Genomic DNA, 17,362 nt, shown 5'->3' with positions numbered 1-17,362 from the left:
TCGAGGTGCGGATGCCGAAGTGGACGGGGTGGAGCGCGCACTACGAGAAGTTCAACCGCCGCCCCGCAACGCGCGACCGCCTAGCCGCCCGCCGCGGCGAGCACCGCGCGGCCGGTGAGCACCTCGGCGAGGTGCTCGCGGTAGTCGACGTCGGCGCTGGCGTCGGCCGCCGGGCTGGTGCCCTCGGTGGCGTGCCGGGCCGCCGCCCGGACCGCCTCAGCCGTGGCCGGCTGACCGACCAGCGCCTGCTCGACGCCGCGCGCCCGGATCGGCGTCGGGCCCATGTTGGTCAGCCCGATGCGGGCCTCGGCGATCGTCCCGCCGGACACCCGCACCGCGGCGGCCACGCCGACGATCGACCAGGCCTGGGCGACGCGGTTGAACTTCTCGTAGTGCGCGCTCCACCCCGTCCACTTCGGCATCCGCACCTCGACCAGCACCTCGTCCGGTTCCAGCGCGGTGGTGAAGTAGTCGACGAAGAACTCCGCTGCCGGCACCACGCGCCGTCCGGACGGCCCGGCCAGCACCATCTCGGCGTCCAGCACCAGCGCCGGGGCCGGCAGGTCCCCGGCCGGATCGGCGTGCGCCAGCGAGCCGCCGAAGGTGCCGCGGTGGCGCACCTGCGGGTCGGCGACGGTGCGGGTGGCGAGCGCGAGCAGCTTCGCGTGCTGCTGCACCAGCGGATCGCGCAGCACGTCGTGGTGCGTGGTCATCGCGCCGATGACCAGCGCGTCGCCGTCCTCGCGCACGCCGCTGAGCTCGGCGATGCGACCCAGGTCGATGACCGTGCCCGGGTCGGCCAGCCGCATCCGCAGCACCGGTAGGAGGCTCTGCCCACCGGCCAGCACCTTGGCGTCCTCGCCGGCCTCGGAGAGCGCGACGACCGCTTCCTCCACAGTGGTGGGTGCGACGTATTCGAACTGCGCGGGAATCACCGGTTTCCTCCCTGTGCGTCCATCGAGCCGAGCCCGCCGCCGGCTTCCGGCGCGGTGGCGCCGCTTTCGCGGGCGCCGGTCACGGCCCGCCACACCCGCTGCGGCGAGCACGGCATCTCCACGTCGTTCACGCCCATCGGCCGCAGGGCGTCCACGATCGCGTTCACCACCGCCGGTGTGGAGGCGATGGTGCCCGCCTCGCCGACGCCCTTGACGCCCAGCGCGTTGGACGTCGCGCGGGTTTCGGTGCGGTCGGTGACGAACTCCGGCAGGTCGGCCGCCGACGGGATCAGGTAGTCGGCCAGCGTCCCGGTGGTCAGCGTGCCGGTCTCGTCGTAGACGGCCTCCTCGTACAGCGCCTGCGCGATGCCCTGGGCGAGCCCGCCGTGCACCTGGCCCTCGACGATCAGCGGGTTGATCACGCTGCCGATGTCGTCGACGCACACGTACTTGCGGATCTCGACCCGCCCGGTCTCGGTGTCCACTTCGGTCGCGCACAGGTGGGTGCCGTGCGGGAACGAGAAGTTCTCCGGGTCGAACGTCGCTTCGGCGTCCAGGTTCGGTTCCACGCCGTCCGGCAGGTCGTGCGCGGCGAAGGCGGCGAGCGCGACCTCGGCCAGCGCGGTGCCCCGGTCGGTGCCGCGGACCCCGAACCGCCCGGAGGCGAACTCGACGTCGTCCTCCGCGCATTCCAGCAGGTGCGCCGCGATCTTCTTGGCCTTCTCGACGACCTTGTCCGCGGCGCTGACGACCGCCATGCCGCCGACGGTCAGCGACCGCGACCCGTAGGTGTCCATGCCCTTGGGCGCGACCTGGGTGTCGCCGTGCAGCACCTCGACGTCCTCGAACGCGACGCCGAGCCGGTCGGCCACGATCTGGCTCCACGCCGTCTCGTGCCCCTGCCCGTGCGGCGAGGAACCCGTGACGACCTCCACCTTCCCGGTCGGCAGCACCCGGATCGACGCGTGCTCCCAGCCGCCCGCGCCGTAGGACAGCGAGCCCAGCACCCGCGACGGCGCCAGCCCGCACATCTCGGTGAACGTCGAGATGCCGATGCCCAGCTGGACGGGATCGCCGGAGCGCCGCCGCTCCTCCTGCTCCGCGCGCAGGGCCTGGTAGCCGAACAGCTCCATCGCCTTGTCGGTGGCGGCCTCGTAGTTGCCGGAGTCGTAGGTCAGCCCCGCGACCGTGTCGTACGGGAACTCCTCGTGCGCGATCCAGTTCTTGCGCCGCAGTTCCATCGGGTCCATGCCGAGCTCGTTGGCGAGCTCGTCCACCATCCGCTCGATCGCGAACGTCGCCTCCGGCCGCCCGGCGCCGCGGTAGGCGTCGGTCGGCGTCTTGTTGGTGAACACGTTGGTGCAGGTGAAGTGGTAGGCGGGGATCTTGTAGATCGAGTTGAACATGAACGCGCCGAGGATCGGGATGCCCGGCGTCACCAACCGCAGGTAGGCGCCCATGTCGGCGAGCAGCTCCACCTTCAGCCCGGTGATCCTGCCGTCGCGGGTCGCCGACATCGACAGCTTCTGGATCTGGTCGCGGCCGTGGTGCGCGGAGACCATCGTCTCGGAACGGGATTCGGTCCACTTCACCGGCCGCCCCAGCCTGCGGGCGAGCACGAAGGTGATGAACTCCTCCGGCGTCACCTGGAGCTTGCCGCCGAACCCGCCGCCCACGTCCGGCGCGATGACCCGGATCTTCTGCTCCGGCACGCCGAGCGACATCGCCAGCATCAGCCGCAGGATGTGCGGCACCTGGGTGGCCGACCACATGGTGATCTGCTCACCGGTGGGGTCGACGACCACCGAGCGCGGCTCCATGAACGCGGGGATCAACCGCTGCTGCCGGAAGGTGCGGTCGATGCGGACCTCCGCGCCGCTCAGCGCCTGCTCGACGTCGCCGCCGGTGCCGGCCTCGGCCGAGTCGAACGTCCAGGTCGCGTTGCGGTTGGTGCCCAGCTCGTCGTGCACCAGCGGCGAATCCGCCTGCAGCGCCGATTCCATGTCGAGCACTACCGGCAGTTCGTCGTAGTCGACGTCGATGGCGTCCAGCGCGTCGCGCGCTTCGGCCGCGCTGCGCGCCGCCACCACCGCCACGGCTTCACCGGCGAAGCGCACCTCGTCCACGGCGATCGGGGGTGCCGCCGGGGCCTTCATGTCCTCGGTGATCGGCCACGCGCACGGCAGGCTGCCCTGCTCGTCGGCGATGTCCCGGCCGGTGATCACCGCCTGCACCCCCGGCATCCGGCGCGCCTCGTCGGTGTCGATGGACGCGATCCGGGCGTGCGCGACGGGGCTGCGCAGGATCGCCAGGTGCAGCGTGCCCGTCGGCGCCAGGTTGTCGGTCCAGCGGGTGCGGCCGGTGATCAGCCGCGCGTCCTCCTTGCGCTTGCGGGCGCGCCCGAGTTCGGGTTCCAGGACCGATGTCATGACTGCCGACCTCCCTTCACCTTCGTCTCGACCTGCTCGTCGGCGGGCGTTCGCGGCACCGGGGTGTCTTCGGTGTGCTCGACGGCTGGACCCGCGCCGGGCTGCATGCGCTGCGACGCGTCGCGGACCGCGCGGACGATGTTCTGGTACCCGGTGCAGCGGCAGAGGTTGCCCTCCATGCCTTCCCGGATCTGCTGGTCGTCGGGGTCGTTCACCTCGGCGAGCAGGTCGAGCGCCTGCATGATCATCCCGGGTGTGCAGAACCCGCACTGGAGGGCGTGGTTGTCGTGGAACGCCTGCTGCACGGGGTGCAGCCGGCCGTCCTGGGCGAGGCCCTCGACGGTCGTGACGTCGTGCCCGTCGGCCTGCACCGCAAGCACCGAGCACGATTTCACGCTGTGGCCGTCCATGTGGACGGTGCACGCGCCGCAGTTGCTGGTGTCGCAACCGACGACGGTGCCTACCTTGCCGAGACGTTCGCGGAGGTACTGGACGAGCAGCATGCGCGGCTCGACCTCATCGGTGTAGTGGGTGCCGTCGACGTTGACGGTGATGCGCGGCATTTGGGCGGCCTCCTCGGAGGAACTGGCCCGCGGTGCGCGGACGGTCGGGAACGGACTGCTCCGCCTGGGTGACGGAGGTCACTCCGAGAGCCTGCTACGCCGATCGAACACGAGCAAGCGCTGAAAGCGTTGTCCCCGGACTCGCTTTGCGTGACAACCCGACCGCGGCTCCTACGAGAGCCGCACGGCCCTTTAGGAGCGAGAGCCGCACGACCCCCGCAGGAGTGAGGACCACACGGCCCCGTAGGAGTGAGGACCACACGGCCCCGCACTTCGCCCAGCACAGCCCCTACCGCGCCCCGATGGCCGGTCGGTCCGCAATTTCAATGGAAATCGAAGGTCCGATTTCCATTGAAATTGCGGAAGTTGTCCACAGTTGGAGCCGGTTGTCCACAGCCGTCGGCGTGTCGTGGCGCCGACGGCACGTGGTCACGAGTGGTGGTGGATCGGCCCCTCGACGTCGGAGAGGCGCACCCCGCGGCCGCCCCAGCGCAGCGCGATCAGCTCGGCCGCGATGGACACCGCCGTCTCCTCCGGGGTCCGCGCGCCCAGGTCCAGGCCGATCGGCGAGGACAGCTTCGCCAGCTCCGCCTCGCCGAGGCCCTGCTCGCGGAGCCGCCGCAGCCGGTCCTCGTGGGTGCGCCGGGAACCCATCGCGCCGACGTAGCCGAGGTCCTGCCGCAGCGCCGCCTCCAGCACCGGCACGTCGAACTTCGGGTCGTGGGTGAGCACCATGACCGCAGTCCGCTCGTCGATCCGCCCGGCCTCCGCCTCGGCCGCCAGGTAGCGGTGCGGCCAGTCGACCACCACGTCGTCCACGCCCGGGAACCGGCTGTGCGTGGCGAACACCGGCCGCGCGTCGCAGACCGTGACCCGGTAACCGAGGAAGGCGCCCATCCGGGCCATCGCGGCGGCGAAGTCGATCGCACCGAACACCAGCATCCGCGGCGGCGGCTCGAAGGAGTTCACGAACACCCGCAACCCCTCGCCGCGCCGCTGCCCCTCCGGGCCGTACTCGATGACGCCGCTGCGGCCGCTGGCCAGCATGCCGCGCGCGTCGTCGACGACCGCGTCGTCGATCCGCGTCGACCCGAGGCTGCCGCTGGTGCGCTCGCGCCACACCAGCAGGTGCGAGCCGACCTTCGACTCCTCGGGGTGTTCCAGGACGGTCGCGACGGCGACCGGCTCCTCCGCGCGGACCGAGGAGGCGACGGAGTCGAGCTCCGGGAAGGTCTCGCGGTCCACCCGCTCCACGAAGACGTCGAGGATCCCGCCGCAGGTCAAGCCGACCGCGAACGCGTCGTCATCGCTGACGCCGTAGCGCCGCAGGACCGGATCGGCGCCTTCCAGGACACCAGTGGCCTCTTCGTAGACCGCGCCCTCGACGCAGCCGCCGGAAACGCTGCCGACCGCCTCGCCGCCGGCGGTCACCAGCATCGACGCCCCAGGCGGCCGTGGGGCCGACCGGAACGTCGCGACCACGGTGCCCAGCCCGACGGGCTCGCCCGACTCCCACCGCTTGGTCAACTCGTCCAGCACGTCACGCACAGCGCACCTCCGCTTTCCTCAGCGCCTCCCGGCGCCGCACACCTTCCACCGGGCCCCGGCGCGAGACGAACAGCCTGCTCACCGCACCGGGCCCGGTCGGCTCTGCCCGAAATCCGCACTTCGCTCCTCCGGCGCCGGCCCCGGCTGGGACAACCGGCGCACCCACGACCACACGTCCTCCAGCGAGCGCAGGCTGTGCCCCGCCACCATCCGGTCAACGTGCGGCAGGGCCGCGACAATCCCGGACTGCACCGGTTGATAGCCGTCGTGCCCCGCGTGCGGGTTGGCCCAGACCACCGCCCGCGCCAAGCGCCGCAACCGACGCATCTGCTCGCCCAGCTCCGCCGAGTCGCCGCGCTCCCAGCCGTCGGAGAACAGCACGACGACGGAACCCCGCGCGATGCCCCGCTGCCCCCACCTGTCCAGGAAGACCCGCAGCGTCTCGCCGAGCCTGGTGCCGCCGGAGAAATCCGGCACGGCGCGGGAAGCCGCCAGCAGAGCGGCCTCCGGATCGCGCTGCCGGAGCTGCCGGCTCACCCGGGTCATGCGGGTGCCCAGCGTGAAGACCTCGGTGCTGGCGGGCGAACGCCGCACCACGACGTGCGCGAACCGCATCAGCGCATCGGCGTACGGGCTCATCGAGCCCGAGACGTCGATCAGCAGCACTACGCGGCGCGGCCGCCGAGAACGCTTCTGGCGGCGCAACCGCAACGGCTCACCGCCGGAGCGCAGCAGCTCGCGGAGCGTCGCGCGCGAGCTGAGCGCGCCGCGCTTGCTGCGGCGATGCCGCAGCGCGGGCCGCGTCGGCGGCTCGGGGCGCAGCACCGCGAGCATGCGCCGCAGGTGCTCGCGCTCCGCCGTGCCGAGCTCCGCGAGGTCCCGACGGCGGAGCACCTCCGCGTCGCTGGCGGCGGCGGCAAGCGGCTTGTCCGCGTCGCCGTCCTGGTCGCCGCCATCGGCCGCGGAGAGCGCAGCGATCCGCGCCGGACGCGGCAGCGGACGGCCCGGCGACTCGGCGGACAGCGCAGCGCCGCCGAACCAGCTGCCGAAGGCAGCGTCGTAGCGGGGCACATCGTCCGGCTCGGAGCACAGCGTCAGCCGGCCGGCCCAGTAGACCGCGGAGCGGTCGAGGCCGACGTGCTCGGTGGCGGCGAGGAAGGCCTGGACCCGGGTGGGGCCGCAGGCCATCCCGGAGTGCCGCAGGGCGCGGGCGAAGCCGACCAGACCGGTCGCGGTGTGCTCCATCGCCCCCCTCCTCGACGTTCGGTTTCGGTGGTCCGCAATTTCCATTGAAATCGAAGGTTCGATTTCAATGGAAATTGCGGACGGTCACGGCGCCACGATGCCCGCAGCGCGGACCCGTTCGGCGTCCTCGCGGTACTTCAGCACCGCTCCCAGCGTGGTCGCGGCGGTCTCCGTGTCCAGTTCGTCCTGGTCGAGCGCCTGCAGCGCCTGCGCCCAGTCCAGCGCCTCCGCCACGCCCGGCGGCTTCAGCAGCTCCATCTGCCGCATCCGCTGCACCGCCGCGGCCACCTGCTCCGCCAGCCGGGCGTCCAGCCCCGGCAGGCGGCGCCGCAGGATCGCGACCTCCCGCTCCAGGCCCGGGTGCTCCAGCCAGTGGTAGAGACACCGGCGCTTCAGCGCGTCGTGCACCTCGCGGGTCCGGTTGGACGTCAGGATCACGATCGGTGGCTGCTGCGCCCGCACCACTCCGAACTCCGGAATGGTCACCGCGTATTCCGACAGCACCTCCAGCAGGAACGCCTCGAACTCGTCGTCGGCGCGGTCGATCTCGTCGACCAGCAGCACGCAAGGCGACTCCTGCAACGCGCGCAGCAGCGGCCTCGCCAGCAGGAACCTCGGGGTGTACAGCGAGGATTCGGCGGCGTCGGCGTCCAGCTCGCCGCCGGAGGCCGCCTCCAGCGTGCGCAGGTGCAGCAGCTGGCGCGGGAAGTCCCAGTCGTAGAGGGCCTGCGCGGCGTCGATGCCCTCGTGGCACTGCAACCGGATCAGGTCGACCCCGAGCGCCGCGGCCAACGCCTGCGCCAGCGCCGTCTTGCCGGTACCGGGCTCGCCCTCGCACAGCAGCGGGCGGCGCATCCGCATCGCCAGGAACGCCGCCGTCGCGATGCCCTCGTCGGGCAGGTAACCGGTGTCGTCCAGCGCCGTCGCGACCTCGGCCGGGGACTTCATGTCGAGCGCGTCATCCACCGCCATACCGCCGAGCGTATTCGAACCACCAGCCCGAAGGCGATCATCCGATCATCCGGCGAGCAGAGCCCGAACCGCGTCGCCGGCTGTGCCAACCTCCAAGGCGGGGATCGGCTCGCCGCGCACCAGGTACCGCCGGACCACGGCGTAGGGCAGGTCGACCACCGCGAGCCGGACGCGGGACCGCCCGCGCTCGTCGGTCTTCCCGAGCCGCCGAGCCAGGTCGGCCAGGGCCCGCTCCAGCTGCGCGTTGCCCGCGGCCAAGCGCTTCCGGGCCGCTTCGGGCCACTCCGCCAGGCCGAAGTCCCCGGGCCCGGCGAGCAGCACCCTCGCCTCGTCCGGGTGCTCGCGGCACCACTCGACCGCGTGGCGCGCCATCGCGACGGCGGCGTCCTGCGGTGAGCCGTCGAGCACCGCGAAGACCCCTTCCTGGAACCGGGTCACGGTGCGCAGCCACAGCGCCGACAGCAGCGCGATCCGGTCCGGGAAGCGGTGGTAGACCGAGCCGCTCGGGGCGCCGGCCGCCCGCGCGACCGCGGCCATCGTCACCCCTCGCGGCCCGGTTTCGGCGGCGAGCGCGACGGCGGCGTCGAGGAGTCGGTCGGCATCGTGCCGGGCAGGCCTACCCATGTATTGGAGGATATGCTCCAATACGGTTATAGAGAGAATTCTCTAAAACAGGAGGATCGCGATGGCCATCCGAAACCTGCACGTCAGGCGACTCCCGGTCGACGAGGACACCGCCGGGGCGCTGATCGACTCGCTGGCGAGCCCGCACGACCAGCTGTGGCCGCACGACAGGTGGCCGGCGATGCGGTTCGACCGGCCGCTCGGCGTGGGCGCCACGGGCGGTCACGGCCCGATCCGCTACCAGGTCGTCGCCTACCTGCCCGGCCGCTGGATCCGGTTCCGCTTCACCGCACCGCGCGGCTTCGATGGGATCCACGAATTCACCGTGCACCGCGAATCCGACGGCACCTCGCTGCACCACCTGCTGTCCATGCACGCCCGAGGCCCGGCGCGGATCACCTGGCCGATCCTCTGGCGGCCGCTGCACGACGCGGCGCTCGAAGACTGCCTCGATCGCGCCGAGCGGAGCACCGCGGGAACCGTGCGCGCGCCGGCCCGCTGGTCGTGGTTGGTGCGCTTGCTCGTGTCCGTAGGATCGCGGAGGTTTCGGAGGGTGGTGCATGAGCCGGTTCAGCGGGTTCCCCGCACACGTTGAGACGCACATCGGCCGGGTCCGCGGCGCCGACAGCCGGCTGGCGGACGGGCGCGATCGGGGCTACCACCTCGTCTACTGCGACCACCCGGACGGCGCGCACGTCTCGGTGCTGACCAGCGGCCTGCGCGACCGCACGGCGGGCGCGCCGCTGCCCCAGGAGCTCATCTGCACGTTGCAGTCCGAGCAGGAGATCCACGCGCGGCACCTGACGGGCGTGATCGCCGAGCTGCTGACCGAGAGCAACAGCCGGGTCGGCTACGGCGCGCTCATCATGAACGACCGGATCCTGTTGCCGGACACCGAGATCTGCGGCGCGCTCGCCGCACCGCACCCCTACCTCGGCGACTCGTTCGACGTCCTGCTCGACGAGGCGGGCGAACCGGTCCTCCAGCTGATCACGCTGGTCCCGATCACCCGCGAGGAGGCCCAGCTGGTGGCCCGCTACGGCCGGGATGCGCTGTACGACTGCTGGGAGCGGGAGAACTCCAACCTGCTCGACATCCACCGCCCCTCGGCCGCCTGACGCCCCAGGGGTCGGTGGCCGGGGAATCCGGGTCGGGTCGGGGTCGAACCCCGAGGCCTCCGGCCCCTCCGGGGCCCAAGCTGGAGGCATGACCGAGAACTTCGCCACCACCGGCAGCACCCAGAGCACCACCGAGTCCCGGGTCCGGAAGTTCCGCCGCAGCCGGGAGGACGCCATGATCGCCGGGGTCTGCGCCGGCGCCGCCAAGGGTCTCAGCGTGGACGCCACGATCCTCCGCGTCCTGCTGGTCGCCGCCACGCTGCTCGGCTTCGGCGCCGGCATCGTCATCTACCTCGTCTGCTGGGTCCTCGTCCCGCAGGAGTGACGGCCAGTTTCAATTGAAACCGCGGTCGGAGAAACACAGTTTCAATTGAAACTGCACCGTCAGCGGATGCCGGGGGCCTGTTCGACGAACGTGTCGAGCACTCCGTCGGCGACCAGCACCTGACCCTGGGGCCGGACCTCGCCGGGCAGGGTGCGGATCTGCTTGGCCTGGTCGGCGAACTGCCGCGCCGCGGTGAAGTGCTCGAAGGTGCTCGCCTCGTCGCCGTTCGCCCGCGCCTGCAGACCGTCCACAGTGGCCACCAGCGCGTCGCCCCACAGCTCGGTGGCCGTCAGCCACGGCTTCGCGTCGGCGACGAAGTCCGCGGGCGCTCCCCGCCCGATCTGCTCCGGCGCACCCGCGATCGCCTGCGCGTAGCCGCGCAGCGCTTCCACCGCGCCCGCGCGGTCGCCGCGCTCCCAGCCGTCGCGGAACTCCTGGATCCGCCGCGCCAGCTCCGGCGCCGGCGGCAACCACGGCCGCCCGCTGGGCAGCGGCGCCATGTGCTCCAGGTCGAAGAACACCATCAGCGCGTCGACGGTCGCCTGGTCGGCGACCAGCCCCGGCTCGCCGGCCGCGCGCTTGCCCGCCAGGTACTCGGCCGCCGCCCGCCAGGCCCGCTGCGGATCGAAAGCCGCGTCGTTCCAGGCGAAATCGGCCACCCCGAGCACCACGACCTTGCTCGCCGCCGCCAGGTTCATCGGGTTCGACACGTTGCCCACGAGCTGCCCGCTCAGCCCGCGCTCGCGCTTCTCGTACGGTCCGAGCAGCAGCCGCCCGACGGAGCCGTCGAAGTCGTTGACCGGGTAGTTGTCCCACAGGAAGAGCTTGCGGCCCCAGACCTTCTCGGCCTGCTGCGCGTCGGAAACGGTGATCTGGCGCGGAATCACGCCGTCACCGGTCCACATCACCAGCACGCGCGGGTCCAGCGCCGTGCGGATCGCCGTCTTGTAGGCCGAATCCTCCACGTCGGAGTACTCGGTCGGCACGAACTGCAGCGGCGCCACGCCGGGATGGGTGTCGACGAACTCGCGCTGCACGCGGTTCAGCAGCTCCGCCTGCGCCTGCCCGGCCGCGCCCTCGGACGGCTTGCCGTACTTCGCCTGGTCGCCCGCGCAGTTCCAGCGGGTGTAGGAGATGTCGTCCAGCGGCACGGAGAAGTCGCGCACGCCCTCGTCGTACACCGTCTGCAGCTTCGCCAGCAGCGCGCGGACGTCCGCGTCGTCGCTGTAGCAGATCGAGGTGCCCGGGGAGAGCGCGAAGGTGAACTTCACGTGGTGCGCCGCGGCCTGCTGGATCAGCTGCTTCACCCGGGCCAGGTCGTCGGCCGGGTACGCCTCGCGCCACTTCTCCCGGTGGTACGGGTCGTCCTTGGGCGCGTAGATGTAGGTGTTCATCTTGACGTCGCCGTAGAAGGCCAGCTGGTCCATGCGCTCGGCGTGCGTCCAAGGTGGACCGTAGAAGCCTTCGACGGTGCCGCGCAGCGGCATCGCCGGGTAGTCCACGATGCCGACCCCGGCGAGGCGGCCCGGCGAGGCGATCTGCCGCAGCGTCTGCACGCCGTAGTAGGCGCCGGCCGCGTCGGAGGCGCCGATGAAGATGACCGGCGCGCCGCCGCCGCGACCGGCCAGCACGTAGCCCTCGGGCGGCAGCGGCGCGGGCGCGGCGAAGCCCAGCTCCTGCAGGCCCTTCACCACCGTCGGCGCGGTGCGCTCGCCGATGCGGATGCTCAGCGTGGCCCCCTCGGACGGCGGACCGGGTTCGCGCACCACGACGTCGCTCGCCCCGGCGAGCCGCAGCACCTGGGCCGCGAGGTCGCGGGTGGGCTGGTCGACGAGCGGATCGACGATCACGTCGACCTTGCCCTGCACCGGGATGTCGTCGCCGAGCCGCTTCATCTCCTGCGGCTGCGGGGTGACCTGCGGCAGCCCGGTCGCGGGCAGCGACTGCGGCGGTGGTGGCACGGTCGGCGTCGGCTCCTGCGGCGTGGTGTTCGTGCAGGCCGCCAGCACCACGCACATGAGCGCCGCGACCACGGCGGACCGCCGGACGTTTCGACCGAGCATGACTCCTACCTCACCTGGACTGCCACCGGTCCACAGGACATCACACGCCGCTTCCGGCCGCCGCCGCACCCGGGAGCGCCGTGATCATCCGCACTGCAAGCGACGAACAATATCAACGGGGCTCGTCGTGCCCGGCCGATCGCGGTGGCGGTGACGCTCAGGACAGGAGCTCGCGCCAGCTCCGGACCCGCTCCACCTGCACCGATCCGCCCTCGCGGGCGCCGGTGCCGATGTGGAAGGCGCGGGCCCCGGCGGCCCGCAGGCCGGCGACGTGCTCCTGGCGCAGGCCGCCGCCGACGAGCAGCGCCACGCCGTCGACGTCCTGCCGTTCGGCGCGTTCTCGCAGGTGGGAAAGGCCCTCGTCGACTCCGCCGGGGTCGCCTGCGGTGAGCACGGTGTCGGGGCCGAGCGACACCGCTTGGTCCCAGGCGAGCCGGTAGTCGGCGGCGTGGTCGACCGCACGGTGGAAGGTCCACGGGCAACCGTCGAGCTCGGTGACCACCTCGCGGGTGGCGCCCACGTCCACCTGCTCGTACGGGTCGAGGAACCCGAGCACGAACTCCCGCGCCCCGGCCTCGCGCAGCTCGCCCACCCGCCGCCGCAGCGCCTCGGCATCGGCGGCGAAGTCGGGTTGGTCGCGCACCATGACCCGCACCGGCAGATCGGTGGCCGCGAGCACGCTGCGCACGGTCGACGGCTCCGGCGTGAGCCCGTCGGCGGCCAGGTCCCGCACCAGCTCCAGCCGGTCGGCACCACCGGCCTGGGCGGCCTCGGCCTCGGCGGCGTCCAGCACGATCACTTCCAGCAGCGCTCCCACACCCGCACCGTAACCGGCCGGCGGGAGCCCAGCGAGGCCCGCCTGTTCCGCCGGCCCGGAACCACGGCACCGACGCCGGTTTCGCGCGAAACCGGCGTGCCCTGGCACGCGGATCGCCGGTTTCGCGCGAAACCGGCGGGTTCACCCACCCGGGAACGACCGAAGGGCCGCCCCCGGAGCGGGGACGGCCCTTCGAAAAGCGACAGCAGCGTGGATCAGAAGTCCATGCCGCCCATGCCACCGGTCGGGTCCGGAGCGCCGGCCTTCTCCTTCTCCGGCTTGTCCGCGACCACGGCTTCGGTGGTCAGGAACAGCGCGGCGATGGAGGCGGCGTTCTGCAGCGCCGAACGGGTGACCTTGGCCGGGTCGAGGACGCCGGCCTGGACCAGGTCCTCGTACTCGCCGGTCGCGGCGTTGAGGCCGTGGCCGGAGGTGAGGCCCTTCACCTTCTCCGCGACGACGCCGCCCTCGAGGCCGGCGTTGATGGCGATCTGCTTCAGCGGCGCCTCGACAGCGATCTTCACGCTGTTGGCACCGGTCGCCTCGTCACCGGTCAGGTTGAGACCGTCGAAGGCAGCCTGCGCGGCCTGCAGCAGCGCGACGCCGCCACCGGCGACGATGCCCTCCTCGACCGCGGCCTTGGCGTTGCGGACCGCGTCCTCGATGCGGTGCTTGCGCTCCTTGAGCTCGACCTCGGTCGCCGCACCGGCCTTGATGACGGCCACGCCGCCGGCCAGCTTGGCCAGCCGCTCCTGCAGCTTCTCGCGGTCGTAGTCGGAGTCCGAGCGCTCGATCTCGGCGCGGATCTCGTTGACCCGCCCAGCGATCTGCTCGTCGTCGCCGGCACCCTCGACGATGGTGGTCTCGTCCTTGGTGACCACGATCTTGCGGGCGCGGCCCAGCAGGTTCAGGTCAGCGTTCTCCAGCTTGAGGCCGACCTCTTCGCTGATGACCTGGCCGCCGGTCAGGATCGCCATGTCCTGCAGCATCGCCTTGCGGCGGTCGCCGAAGCCGGGGGCCTTGACGGCGACCGACTTGAAGGTGCCGCGGATCTTGTTGACGACCAGCGTGGCCAGGGCCTCGCCCTCGACGTCCTCGGAGATGATCAGCAGCGGCTTGTTGGCCTGCATGACCTTCTCGAGCAGCGGGAGCATGTCCTTGACGTTCGAGACCTTGGAGCTCAGCAGCAGGATGTACGGGTCCTCCAGGACCGCCTCCATCCGCTCCGAGTCGGTGACGAAGTAGGGCGAGATGTAGCCCTTGTCGAAGCGCATGCCCTCGGTGAGCTCCAGCTCCAGGCCGAAGGTGTTGCTCTCCTCGACGGTGATGACGCCTTCCTTGCCGACCTTGTCCATCGCCTCGGCGATGAGCTCGCCGATCTGACGGTCGCCGGCCGAGATCGCGGCCGTGGCGGCGATCTGGTCCTTGGTCTCGATCTCCTTGGCGTTCTTGAGCAGCTGCTCGGCGATCGCCTCGGTGGCCTTCTCGATGCCGCGCTTCAGGGCGATCGGGTTGGCGCCGGCCGCGACGTTGCGCAGGCCCTCGCGCACCAGCGCCTGGGCCAGGACGGTGGCGGTGGTGGTGCCGTCACCCGCGACGTCGTCGGTCTTCTTGGCGACCTCCTTGACCAGCTCGGCCCCGATCTTCTCCCACGGGTCTTCGAGCTCGATCTCCTTGGCGATGGAGACACCATCATTGGTGATCGTCGGCGCGCCCCACTTCTTCTCGAGCACGACGTTGCGGCCCTTCGGCCCGAGCGTCACCTTGACGGCGTCAGCGAGGGTGTTCATGCCGCGCTCAAGACCGCGGCGGGCGTCCTCGTCGAACGCGATCATCTTGGCCATTGCGGTGTGGTCCTCCACCTGTCTGGACGCCGCGGTGGTGGGTGCACCCCACGGCAGGACTCGTGCTCGGCCAGGCTCGGTGCCCGCGACGGACGACCGTGCGGCGGCGCCGTCGGGTGGCACCGCCGGAGACGGCCTCACCGTCCCGGCCTGGCACTCAACCTTGCTGAGTGCCAATACCGTGTTTAGCACTCTCACCAGTCGAGTGCAAGCGAGGCGCGTCAGCGGGTGGGCACCGACGTGGGCAGATGACTGTTGTTGTACGAGGAAGTTTCCGTCGCAGTCGGGTCGGTGCCGCCGCCGGAACCACCGAGCGAGTTGGCCATCACAACGAAGATGACCACGATCACCACCAGCGCGACGCCGGCCAGCACCGGCACGATCCACTTCGCTGAGCTGCCGGACTTGGTCGCGAACGCCGCCGAGCCAGCCGGGATCGGCGGCCGCAGCCGCACGGGGTCGTTGCCGGGCGGCGGCAGCGGGCGCGGCGGCTGCTGCTGGTAGGGCGGGTAGCCGGGCGGCGCGGGCGGCGCGTACTGGACCGGCATCGGCCCGGACATCGGAGCCACGGGCGGGGCCACCTGGCGGGGCGGCGGCGGGGTCTCGCCGCCGGCCGCCGGGCCGAGCGCGGCGCGAGCCGCCGCGATCAGCTCCTTGCAGTTCGTGAAGCGCTGGTCGGCCTTCTTCGCCATGCCGCGGCGCAGCACCTCGTCGATGCTGCCGGGCAGCACCACCAGCGACGTCGCCGGCGGCGGCTCCGCGCCCAGGTGGCCCTGGATGACCTCCTGGACCTGCCCCTGGAACGGCGGCCGCCCGGTCAGGCAGGCGAACAGCATGCAGGTCAGCGCGTACTGGTCGGTGCGGCCGTCCACCGGTTCGCCGCGCAGGTGCTCGGGCGCCGCGTAGGTCGGCGAGCCCAGGAAGTCGCCGCTGGCGGTGCGGTGCCCGGTCGCGCCGCGCCGGGTGAGGCCGAAGTCGGCGAGGTAGACGTGCTCGTTCACGGACTCGCGCGAGGTCACCAGCACGTTGGCCGGCTTCAGGTCGAGGTGCACCAGGCCGCGCTCGTGCAGCATGTCCAGCGCCTCGGAGACCTGGGAGAGCAGCTCCAGGGCTCGCTTGGGCGAGATCGGCCCGTCCTTGATCAGGCTGGCCAGGTCTGACCCGTCGACCAGCCGCATCGCGATGTAGAGCATGCCGTCGACCTCGCCGAAGTCGTACAGCGGCACGATGTTGGCGTGGTCGATGGCCGAGGTGTTGCGGGCCTCGTCGACGAACCGCTCGCGGAACTCCGCGTCACCGGTGATGTGCTCGCCCATGATCTTGAGCGCGACCTTGCGCCCGAGCCGGGTATCGGTGGCGCGGTACATCACGCTCATCCCGCCGCGGCCGAGCACTCCGTCGATCTTGTAGTGGCCGAGGCGCTGCCCGGTGAGGTCTGCCGACACGCGGAGCAGCCTAACGTTTCGGGATCACGCACGTCCCCGGGTTCGGCAACACCGTGATGACATCGATTCCGCACGCGCCGCGGCCCGGCTCCCGCGGACGGGAACCGGGCCGCGCTGACGTTCTCGACGCCGTGACGTGCAATGTTTTTCCCGAAGCGGCGGCAGCCGCTCGCGGTGTGGGACTCGGCTCGCACGGCCGCGGGTTCTCAGGTGTCTTCTCACGAGGACAGCCCCAGCGCCGCCGAACAAGCCGGGTTCAGCTGCTTCTTCAGACCTTGCGGACACCGTCTGCTTGGGTGCGGCCGTCGCGTCCCGCTTTCACTTCGAATTCGACCCGATCCCCTTCGGAAAGGGTTCGGAAACCAGACATGTTGATCGCGGAGTAATGGACGAAAACATCAGATCCACCGTCCGTCGCGATGAATCCGTAGCCCTTCTCCGAGTTGAACCATTTGACCGTGCCGACCGCCACGGCGTCCTCCTCTAAAAAGTGATGCACGGCACCCAAAGCGCCGCTGGAGCAACGGCAACGCTACCCCAGAAAGCAGGTCTCGTCGCGGGTTCGGCAATGCAACTTTTCCGTTAAACGCTGGGCCGAACGGGTGTCGTCGATGGCCACGTTCAGTTATCGGAGTGGAGTTGACTCGGGAATTCGTCCGAATGCATGAGCCCATTTGCGCTCTCGGCGAAATCCGCGCCACCAGTTTGAAGCGACGGCTATGCGCACCCGAGCAACTCGCGCTCAGGAACGAGCGCCGAGGCCATTTGCCTGCAACCAGGTGACGAGTCCTCGCGGATTTCGGGTTTGGGTCAGCACCTGGCCGGGACCGGCGAAATCGAACACCAGGCCCTCACCGCTCTTGAGCGACTGGGCGACGCCCTGGTTCATCTGCCGCAGCCGGCTCTGCACCGTGTCGGCGTAGGCCACCACGTGCCCGGTGTCGATCGTGACGTATTCGCCGGGCTGCAGGGTCACCACGTCCAGCGCGCCGTAGCAGGAGACCACCACCGGGCCCTGGCCGCCGACGTGGGTCATGAAGCCGCCCTCGCCGCCGAAGAGGTTCTGGAAACCGCCCCACTGCGTCTCGACCTGCACGGTGCTCGCGGACGCGAGCCAGCAGCCCTTCGTCACGCACCAGCCGACCCGGCCGTCGAGCTCCAGCACGTTCAGGTCGCCCGGCAGGTTCGGCGCCACGTCCACCCAGCCGCCCTGCTGCGGAGCCGTGTAGGTGGACACGAAGAAGGACTCGCCGCCGAGCGCGGCGCGGGCCAGCGACTTCAGGAAGCCGCCCTGGGCGCGCGCCTCGACGGTCACGCCGAAGCTGGTGGCGAGCATCGCACCGGACTCGACCTGCACCGGCTCGCCCGGGGCGAGCATCAGCCGGGCCACCCCGAACGACGGCGTGTGACGGGTGCGAACCTGCACGGCTACCT

The 17,362-nt window shown here is 71.4% G+C and carries 16 protein-coding genes; 3 read left to right on the top strand and 13 right to left on the bottom strand.

Annotated features, from left to right (window positions below; all coding sequences use genetic code 11):
- Positions 1 to 80: 80 nt before the first annotated feature.
- The 7 genes from ACWEV3_RS29105 to ACWEV3_RS29075 all read right to left on the bottom strand — a co-directional run bounded on the left by ACWEV3_RS29105 (position 81) and on the right by ACWEV3_RS29075 (position 8,316).
- The gene (locus ACWEV3_RS29105) at positions 81 to 935 is read right to left on the bottom strand and encodes an FAD binding domain-containing protein (protein WP_452616927.1); all 855 of its coding nucleotides are present in this window, start codon (positions 933 to 935) and stop codon (positions 81 to 83) included.
- Entirely contained in the window at positions 932 to 3,364 is a 2,433-nt protein-coding gene (locus ACWEV3_RS29100) for a xanthine dehydrogenase family protein molybdopterin-binding subunit (RefSeq protein WP_452616926.1), read from the bottom strand. The genes ACWEV3_RS29105 and ACWEV3_RS29100 overlap by 4 nt, the downstream gene beginning before the upstream one ends.
- Positions 3,361 to 3,927, bottom strand: coding sequence for a (2Fe-2S)-binding protein (locus ACWEV3_RS29095; RefSeq protein WP_452616925.1), 567 nt, complete (start codon positions 3,925 to 3,927; stop codon positions 3,361 to 3,363). Before ACWEV3_RS29095 ends, ACWEV3_RS29100 begins: the two co-directional genes overlap by 4 nt.
- A gap of 429 nt (positions 3,928 to 4,356) precedes the next feature.
- Entirely contained in the window at positions 4,357 to 5,475 is a 1,119-nt protein-coding gene (locus ACWEV3_RS29090; protein WP_452616924.1) for an XdhC family protein, read from the bottom strand.
- Positions 5,476 to 5,553: 78 nt separating this feature from the next.
- Positions 5,554 to 6,720, bottom strand: a complete 1,167-nt coding sequence (locus ACWEV3_RS29085) for a vWA domain-containing protein (RefSeq protein ID WP_452616923.1) — start codon at positions 6,718 to 6,720, stop codon at positions 5,554 to 5,556.
- 84 nt (positions 6,721 to 6,804) lie between these two features.
- Complete coding sequence (locus ACWEV3_RS29080) at positions 6,805 to 7,692, bottom strand: AAA family ATPase (protein WP_358580584.1); 888 nt, start codon at positions 7,690 to 7,692, stop codon at positions 6,805 to 6,807.
- A 45-nt stretch (positions 7,693 to 7,737) separates the two neighbouring features.
- Positions 7,738 to 8,316: a TetR/AcrR family transcriptional regulator gene (locus tag ACWEV3_RS29075; protein WP_452616922.1), complete on the bottom strand. Its 579-nt coding sequence runs from the start codon at positions 8,314 to 8,316 to the stop codon at positions 7,738 to 7,740.
- A 61-nt stretch (positions 8,317 to 8,377) separates the two neighbouring features.
- Between ACWEV3_RS29075 and ACWEV3_RS29070 the strand changes: the two genes are divergently transcribed.
- The 3 genes from ACWEV3_RS29070 (at position 8,378) to ACWEV3_RS29060 (ending at position 9,759) form a co-directional block, all read left to right on the top strand.
- Positions 8,378 to 8,911, top strand: a complete 534-nt coding sequence (locus ACWEV3_RS29070) for an SRPBCC family protein (protein WP_452616921.1) — start codon at positions 8,378 to 8,380, stop codon at positions 8,909 to 8,911.
- Positions 8,877 to 9,434, top strand: a complete 558-nt coding sequence (locus ACWEV3_RS29065; RefSeq protein WP_452616920.1) for a suppressor of fused domain protein — start codon at positions 8,877 to 8,879, stop codon at positions 9,432 to 9,434. Before ACWEV3_RS29070 ends, ACWEV3_RS29065 begins: the two co-directional genes overlap by 35 nt.
- 88 nt (positions 9,435 to 9,522) lie before the next feature.
- Positions 9,523 to 9,759, top strand: a complete 237-nt coding sequence (locus tag ACWEV3_RS29060; protein WP_452616919.1) for a PspC domain-containing protein — start codon at positions 9,523 to 9,525, stop codon at positions 9,757 to 9,759.
- Positions 9,760 to 9,818: 59 nt separating this feature from the next.
- Here ACWEV3_RS29060 and ACWEV3_RS29055 read toward each other — a convergent pair whose 3' ends face one another.
- From ACWEV3_RS29055 to ACWEV3_RS29030, 6 genes are all read right to left on the bottom strand, one after another.
- Positions 9,819 to 11,822 (bottom strand): beta-N-acetylglucosaminidase domain-containing protein, encoded by a 2,004-nt coding sequence (locus tag ACWEV3_RS29055; protein WP_452616918.1) that lies wholly within the window; start codon positions 11,820 to 11,822, stop codon positions 9,819 to 9,821.
- A gap of 157 nt (positions 11,823 to 11,979) precedes the next feature.
- Entirely contained in the window at positions 11,980 to 12,639 is a 660-nt protein-coding gene (locus tag ACWEV3_RS29050) for a copper homeostasis protein CutC (protein ID WP_452616917.1), read from the bottom strand.
- Between the two features lie 215 nt (positions 12,640 to 12,854).
- Positions 12,855 to 14,483, bottom strand: coding sequence for a chaperonin GroEL (gene groL, locus ACWEV3_RS29045; protein WP_093268687.1), 1,629 nt, complete (start codon positions 14,481 to 14,483; stop codon positions 12,855 to 12,857).
- Positions 14,484 to 14,704: 221 nt separating this feature from the next.
- Entirely contained in the window at positions 14,705 to 15,928 is a 1,224-nt protein-coding gene (locus ACWEV3_RS29040) for a serine/threonine-protein kinase (RefSeq protein ID WP_452616916.1), read from the bottom strand.
- A 268-nt stretch (positions 15,929 to 16,196) separates the two neighbouring features.
- The gene (locus ACWEV3_RS29035; RefSeq protein WP_093268692.1) at positions 16,197 to 16,400 is read right to left on the bottom strand and encodes a cold-shock protein; all 204 of its coding nucleotides are present in this window, start codon (positions 16,398 to 16,400) and stop codon (positions 16,197 to 16,199) included.
- Between the two features lie 270 nt (positions 16,401 to 16,670).
- Positions 16,671 to 17,354, bottom strand: a complete 684-nt coding sequence (locus tag ACWEV3_RS29030; protein WP_358580603.1) for a TIGR00266 family protein — start codon at positions 17,352 to 17,354, stop codon at positions 16,671 to 16,673.
- Between the last annotated feature and the right edge of the window lie 8 nt (positions 17,355 to 17,362).

The sequence above is a fragment of the Saccharopolyspora sp. NPDC003752 genome, assembly GCF_053605825.1.
The sequence above is the reverse complement of the archived record's forward strand: the minus strand, read 5'-3'. Positions and strand labels throughout refer to the sequence as shown.